Source organism: Nostoc flagelliforme FACHB-838 (assembly GCF_014698065.1).
Taxonomy (GTDB): domain Bacteria; phylum Cyanobacteriota; class Cyanobacteriia; order Cyanobacteriales; family Nostocaceae; genus Nostoc; species Nostoc flagelliforme_B.
On record NZ_JACJSI010000376.1, the window covers coordinates 1 to 5,533 of the forward strand.

The 5,533-nt window shown below is 44.1% G+C and carries 6 protein-coding genes; all 6 read left to right on the top strand.

Annotated features, from left to right (window positions below; translation table 11 throughout):
- Nucleotides 1–351, top strand: a 351-nt coding sequence (locus H6G97_RS44115) for a transposase (RefSeq protein ID WP_190941080.1), incomplete at its 5' end; no start/stop codon positions are given.
- A gap of 180 nt (nucleotides 352–531) precedes the next feature.
- Nucleotides 532–2,217, top strand: coding sequence for a potassium-transporting ATPase subunit KdpA (gene kdpA / locus H6G97_RS44120; protein ID WP_190946807.1), 1,686 nt, complete (start codon nucleotides 532–534; stop codon nucleotides 2,215–2,217).
- A gap of 24 nt (nucleotides 2,218–2,241) precedes the next feature.
- On the top strand, nucleotides 2,242–4,311 hold the full coding sequence (gene kdpB, locus H6G97_RS44125; protein WP_190946808.1) for a potassium-transporting ATPase subunit KdpB: 2,070 nt from the start codon (nucleotides 2,242–2,244) through the stop codon (nucleotides 4,309–4,311).
- Between the two features lie 21 nt (nucleotides 4,312–4,332).
- Nucleotides 4,333–4,575 carry a potassium-transporting ATPase subunit F gene (locus tag H6G97_RS44130; RefSeq protein ID WP_190946809.1) on the top strand — a complete coding sequence of 81 codons (243 nt, stop codon included), beginning with the start codon at nucleotides 4,333–4,335 and terminating at the stop codon, nucleotides 4,573–4,575.
- A gap of 3 nt (nucleotides 4,576–4,578) precedes the next feature.
- The gene (kdpC, locus tag H6G97_RS44135; RefSeq protein ID WP_190946810.1) at nucleotides 4,579–5,187 is read left to right on the top strand and encodes a K(+)-transporting ATPase subunit C; all 609 of its coding nucleotides are present in this window, start codon (nucleotides 4,579–4,581) and stop codon (nucleotides 5,185–5,187) included.
- A gap of 64 nt (nucleotides 5,188–5,251) precedes the next feature.
- Nucleotides 5,252–5,446 carry a hypothetical protein gene (locus H6G97_RS56340; protein WP_422394274.1) on the top strand — a complete coding sequence of 65 codons (195 nt, stop codon included), beginning with the start codon at nucleotides 5,252–5,254 and terminating at the stop codon, nucleotides 5,444–5,446.
- Nucleotides 5,447–5,533 lie beyond the last annotated feature (87 nt).

Consider the following 5,533-nt stretch of genomic DNA (forward strand, 5'->3'; position numbering starts at 1 on the left):
ACCTCAGCCAGTCTTCCAGAACGAGAAGGAGCGAAAAAAGTTCTCAACCGAGTTCACAATACAGGCAGTCAGGTAAAACGTTTAAATCTTATTTGGATGGACGGCGGATACCGTGGTGAAGAATTTATGCGTTGGGTGATGGATATGTTTCGCTGGATTGTGGAAATTGTGCTTCGACCATTGGAAAAGAAAGGTTTTGTCCATTTACCAAAGCGCTGGGTTGTTGAGCGAACTTTTGGTTGGCTTAACTGGTGTCGACGTTTAAGTAAAGATTATGAACGACTACCAGAAACCTCTGAGACTTTTATTTACATTGCGATGATCCGGATTATGGTCAGGCGACTGGCATAATTTTTAACTCGCTTCGACTTTTAAAACATCCTCTAAGGCGATCTAAACAAAATAAACATTTATATAAACATAATATAAACGCTATCTATAAAAAATCTGAACTATATTTTATATCCGCTAGCCACCCAAATAGTATTTAATCAAAACTAGATGATAATGTACTGGGAGCTTTTTTTCTTCATGTTACAAGGATGGATTCAAATTGCACTAACATTACTCATAGTCATCGCAACTACTCCTTTATTTGGGAGGTATATGGCTAAGGTTTTTATGGGAGAGAGGACGTTACTCGACCCGGTGATAACTCCGATAGAACAAGCCATTTATGGCTTTAGTGGTGTGCGCTCACAAGATGAGATGACTGGCTGGCAATATGCCAAAGCCGTGCTGTATAACAATCTCATTATGGGAATTTTGGTTTACTTGATCCTGATGACTCAAGGATGGTTGCCACTCAATCCTACAGGGCTAGGTGCGCCAAGTTGGGATTTAGCACTGCATACCACTCTTTCCTTCCTGACTAACACAGACCAACAGCATTACTCTGGCGAGACAACCTTGAGCTATGCCAGTCAAACTTTTGCGCTTGGTTTTCTGATGTTCACCTCGGCAGCTACAGGTTTATCTGTGGGTATCGCCTTCATTCGTGGTTTAACTGGCAGACCTTTGGGCAACTTTTACACTGATCTTACAAGGTCAATCACACGAATATTACTACCCATGTCGATTATTGGGGGATTGTTGTTAATCCTGGCAGGTGTACCAGAAACCTTGGCAGGGCCAGCAACCGCAACCACCTTAGAGGGCGCGACTCAGGTAATTGCCCGTGGTCCAGTTGCCCACTTCGAGATTATTAAACAAATTGGAGAGAATGGCGGCGGTTTTTTTGGCATCAACTCTGCCCATCCCTTTGAAAATCCCAATGGTTTCTCTAACTTGCTAGAGACTTGGGCAATGATTTCCATTCCCTCAGCGTTGATTTATACCTATGGTGTATTGGCTAACAACCGTAAGCAGGCATGGTTAATGTTCTGGATGGTATTTGTGATCTTTGTCATTTTAGTTGGCATTGCAGCAGTAGGTGAGTTTCAAGGAAATCCCCTTGTTAATCCATTGTTAGGAAGACAGCAGCCCAACTTAGAAGGAAAAGAAGTTCGATTTGGTTGGGCACAAACAGCACTATGGGCGGTAATGACTACAGCAACGATGTGTGGTGCTGTAAACGGAATGCATGATTCTTTAATGCCGCCAGGTGGATTTGCCACTCTATTTAATATGTTCTTGCAAATTGTTTGGGGAGGTCAGGGAACTGGCACAGCGTACTTATTTATCTACTTGATTTTGGCAGTTTTTCTGACTGGGTTAATGGTGGGACGAACACCAGAATTTTTAGGGCGCAAAATCGAGAAAAAAGAAATCGTCCTTGCCAGCGTCATTTTGTTAGTTCACCCCTTTGCGATTCTTATTCCTTGGGCGATTGTCTTTGGCTTTCCCGATACCCTGTCAGGAATTAGTAACCCAGGTTTTCACGGTGTTTCGCAGGTGGTCTACGAATATGCTTCAGCAGCAGCCAACAATGGTTCTGGCTTTGAAGGGTTAGGAGATGCCACCCTCTGGTGGAACCTTAGCACCAGTATAAGCATTTTGGCGGGACGTTATATCCCCATCATCGCCCTGCTGCTTCTAGCAGATAGTGTGTCCCGCAAGCAAGCTGTTCCTATGACCTCTGGTACCTTAAGAACCGATACCAGACTTTTCACCGGAGTTACAGGGGGCGTAATTTTGATTCTTGGTGCCCTCAGCTTCTTCCCTGTATTAGTTTTAGGCCCTTTGGCAGAAGCATTTCAAATTGCCAGAGGCGGATAAACAATTCATTTCTGCTTATTCAAAATGGAACAATCAACTAAACTTCGACAAGAACGCAAACATACACCCAAAGCTAAAAATACTGGACTCTACTCTAGAGCTTTTCGGCAAGCATTTGTCAAGCTGCACCCACGCAATATGCTTAAGAATCCAGTAATGTTCCTGGTATGGATCGGCACGATTATCACCGCACTGGTAACGATCGCACCTAACCTGTTTGGTCCAGCCACTGGAGAAAATCCCAGAGTCTTCAATGGTCTAATTACTTTAATTTTGTTCTTCACTGTTGTCTTTGCCAACTTTGCCGAAGCGATCGCCGAAGGACGGGGCAAAGCTCAGGCGGATGCTTTAAGAGCGACAAAATCCGATGTCAAAGCACATAAACTTCTTCCCGATGGCTCTATCCAAGAAGTTAACTCTACAGCCTTACGTCGCGGGGACCAAATTAAAGTAATTGCAGGCGACATCATCCCTGCTGATGGAGAGGTAATTGTAGGGGTGGCTTCCGTAGATGAATCTGCAATCACAGGGGAGTCAGCGCCAGTATTGAAAGAACCAGGGTCAGACATCGCCAGTTCTGTGACTGGGGGAACACGCATCACTTCTGATGAGTTGGTGATTCGCGTTATGGCTGACCCTGGTAAAGGCTTTATTGACCGGATGATATCCCTAGTAGAAGGGGCTTCCCGGAGTAAAACTCCCAATGAAATTGCCCTCACAGTCTTACTGGCAGTTTTGACCCAAGTTTTTTTAGTGGTAATTGCCACTTTACCGACTGTTTCAGTTTACGTAGAATCACCAGTGAGTATTGCAGTACTAATAGCCTTACTGGTAGCGTTGATTCCTACCACGATTGGGGGATTACTGAGTGCGATCGGGATTGCTGGCATGGATAGAGTCGCCCAGTTTAACGTAATTGCCACCTCGGGACGGTCCGTAGAAATTTGCGGGGATATTAACACCCTAGTATTGGATAAAACAGGCACGATTACCTTGGGAAACCGTATGGCAGAAGAATTTATCACAGTCAACGGTCATTCTCTGCATCAGGTAGCACAAATCGCTTTAGCATCCAGTGTGTTTGATCAAACGCCAGAAGGAAAATCTATAGTTAAGCTAGCAGAGAAATTAGGGGCAAGAATAGATTTTGACTCCAAACAGGCAGAAGGTATTGAATTTTCAGCCAAAACACGGATGAGTGGCATAGACTTACCCAATGGAGTGCAAATTCGCAAAGGTGCTGTAGATGCGATTAAAGGATTTGTCCGCTCCCGAAATGGAAAATTAACTCCCGAACTTGATGCAGCTTATGAGCGAGTTTCTAAATTGGGTGGAACACCGTTAGCAGTTTGCCAAAACGATGATATATACGGTGTTATTTATCTCAAAGACATTATCAAACCCGGCATTAAAGAGCGCTTCGACCAAATGCGCCGCATGGGGATTAAAACCATAATGCTTACAGGAGATAATCGTTTAACTGCGTCTGTGATTGCCCAAGAAGCTGGCGTTGATGACTTTATTGCCGAAGCAACCCCAGAAGACAAAATTGAGGTGATTCGTACCGAACAAGCCCAAGGGAAGTTAGTCGCCATGACTGGAGATGGTACCAATGATGCTCCAGCTTTAGCTCAAGCAAATGTTGGGGTAGCAATGAATTCTGGCACGCAAGCAGCAAAAGAGGCTGCCAATATGGTAGACCTGGATTCTGACCCCACCAAATTGATTGATATCGTCACTATTGGTAAGCAATTGCTGATTACTCGTGGCGCGCTCACGACCTTTTCAATTGCTAACGATGTCGCCAAATATTTCGCCATCATTCCCGCTATCTTCGCAGATATTGGTATTGGCAGTCTCAACATTATGGGCTTGGCAAGCCCTGAATCTGCGGTATTGTCAGCACTAATTTACAATGCCTTAATCATTCCTGCACTTATCCCACTAGCACTTACGGGTATCAAGTTTCGACCGCTAACGGCGGATCAACTTTTACAGCGCAATATTTTTATCTATGGGCTTGGCGGCGTCATTGCTCCTTTTATTGCCGTCAAAATGATTGACATTCTGATTACTGCGGTCGGTTTGGCATAATACGGTTTGGGATTATGAATTATGGAATATTTACCACAAAATTTTTCTGAAGTGTTTAGCTTGGTAGCCTGCAAAGGCAATCGCATTCCACTAAATCTATTTTTGCTGCTGTGCTTTAATGTGCTGCTAGCACCAGCAGTACAGGCAGCAACACCAGTAGAACTATCACGTTCTGCATCTTACGCTATTACCCTTTTAGGACTTGTCACCCTAAGCTTGTGTGTTTATTTATTTGTTGTGATTTTTCAACCGGAAAAATTTTAAAAAATGAGTCAACTGCGTCAAATCAATAAAGCTATTCGTTCCACGCTTGCTCTGTGGGTGCTAACAGCATTCCTCTATCCTCTATTTATGTTGCTGTTTGGACACGTAGCGTTGTCCTTCCAGGCAAACGGCAGCTTACTCACCAATCGTCAAGGAACAGTCGTTGGTTCTGCATTGATTGGTCAACCCTTTAGCAGCGAGCGCTATTTTTGGAATCGTCCTAGCACTACCAACTACAGCACTGCTGACCCCAAAAAAGATGAGGCTGGAGTTTTAAAAACTGGGGTGTCCGGTGCTAGCAACTTGGCTCCCAGTAACCCAGCATTGCGGGAACGTGTTCAAGGCGAAGTGGCAAGACTTAAACAGGCTAATATCCAACCTACCGCCGATTTAGTTTATACTTCTGGCTCTAGTTTAGATCCACACATCACCCCTGAAGCAGCCCAAGCACAGGCGCAGCGTATTGCAACTGCCCGCCGTATTGACCCAAACCAAATTCAAAAGCTGATAGACCAAAACACTGATGGCAGATTCCTGGGTATTTTTGGCGAACCCGGAGTCAACGTCCTCAAGCTGAACATTGCTCTAGATGAATTAAATCCTGCTAGTTAACAATTAATCACTTTGGTTGGGCTGGGCGGAAACTGCCTTATTTGCCATTACCACAACAGCAACCATGACTGGTTTTGCTAACGGCATATTTGATCGCTTGCTGATGCCATCCGGTGGATTTTGTGCCTTGCTCACCCTGACTGTCTTATTGGTATATAGCAATGAATTTCAAAGCTTGAATCCTAGCAAAATTGTTAGTGATAGGTTTAAACATACTGATAAGACAGCCAGGGCTTGCTCAACCTGTTTTTGCAAGTGATCTAATCATTTTTCAGTAGCGATAATATGTAAATCTATTTTTTGATGTCTAATTAACTGCATCAATCGTTGAGTAAAGGAGCCTTTG

Coding starts and splice junctions, on each gene's coding strand:
- H6G97_RS44130 (WP_190946809.1), top strand. CDS start 4,333: ATGGAATATTTACCACAAAATTTTTCTGAAGTGTTTAGCTTGGTAGCC.
- kdpB (WP_190946808.1), top strand. CDS start 2,242: ATGGAACAATCAACTAAACTTCGACAAGAACGCAAACATACACCCAAA.
- kdpC (WP_190946810.1), top strand. CDS start 4,579: ATGAGTCAACTGCGTCAAATCAATAAAGCTATTCGTTCCACGCTTGCT.
- kdpA (WP_190946807.1), top strand. CDS start 532: ATGTTACAAGGATGGATTCAAATTGCACTAACATTACTCATAGTCATC.
- H6G97_RS56340 (WP_422394274.1), top strand. CDS start 5,252: ATGACTGGTTTTGCTAACGGCATATTTGATCGCTTGCTGATGCCATCC.